Below are 918 nucleotides of genomic sequence, written 5' to 3'. Positions count from 1 at the left end.
TTATAGAACCCATTTGGTATCTATTACAATAATAGAAGAAAATGGGAAGAACTTTTATCATGGTTTACTCTAGTAGTCTCACAGATGAAGAATGGGATTTAATTAAGACGCTTTTGCCACAAAAAAAACTAACCCGTCCCCTTAAGTGGTCTAAAAGACAAATTTTAGATGGTATTTTTTATCAACTAAAAAATGGTTGTAATTGGTGTGATTTGCCTAGGGATTTACCTCCTTACTCCACGGTATATTGGCATTACAAACACTGGAAAAAAGATGGTGTAATTGACATAATCATGTCTCAATTACATCAGCAACTTAGAGAAAAGGTAAAAAAAAACCTTGGTGGACTAAATTAATGATCATCGATTCTCAAGTCGTCAAAAATACTTGTAATGCTAGTGTTGAAAGTAAAGGATTTTGTCACTATAAACTCACTAACGGTATAAAAAGACATTTAGCGGTGGATACTCTGGGCTTTCCCTTTTTTGCTCATTGTACAAAAGGAAATATTTCTGATGACAAAGGATTGATTGAAATGTTAACAATTAATATTGATTATTTTCGGCTCAAACCGATGAATGTTCATAAAATAACAATTCTAGTAGATTCTGGTTATCATCCTGATTTCATCATGTCGGAGTTAAAGAAAGTTTATCCACAAATTGGGAAAAAAATCAGAATAGAAAAATCACCAAAAATAACTCCAGAGCAAAAAAAAGCCGAAGGGAAAAATGGTTTTGTAGTAGTAAAAGCAAGATGGGTAATTGAAAGATCAAATGCTTGGATGGAAAGATGTAAGAATTTGGTCAAAAATTTTGAAAGAACATTATTTAATTCCACACAAAAGATGAAATTATGTTTTATCCGACTAATGTTGAAAAGACTAGCAGTTTCCTAAGATACCAAATGGGTTCTATA

At 31.8% G+C, this 918-nt stretch carries 2 protein-coding genes; both read left to right on the top strand.

The window, feature by feature from the left end; genetic code table 11:
• Positions 1 to 41: 41 nt before the first annotated feature.
• Positions 42 to 356, top strand: coding sequence for a transposase (locus tag FWJ34_RS19400; protein ID WP_308256966.1), 315 nt, complete (start codon positions 42 to 44; stop codon positions 354 to 356).
• Positions 356 to 898, top strand: coding sequence for a transposase (locus tag FWJ34_RS19395; RefSeq protein WP_308256965.1), 543 nt, complete (start codon positions 356 to 358; stop codon positions 896 to 898). Before FWJ34_RS19400 ends, FWJ34_RS19395 begins: the two co-directional genes overlap by 1 nt.
• Positions 899 to 918 lie beyond the last annotated feature (20 nt).

Source organism: Geminocystis sp. GBBB08 (genome assembly GCF_016743215.1).
Taxonomy (GTDB): domain Bacteria; phylum Cyanobacteriota; class Cyanobacteriia; order Cyanobacteriales; family Cyanobacteriaceae; genus Geminocystis.
This window is presented reverse-complemented; position numbering and strand designations above follow the sequence as displayed.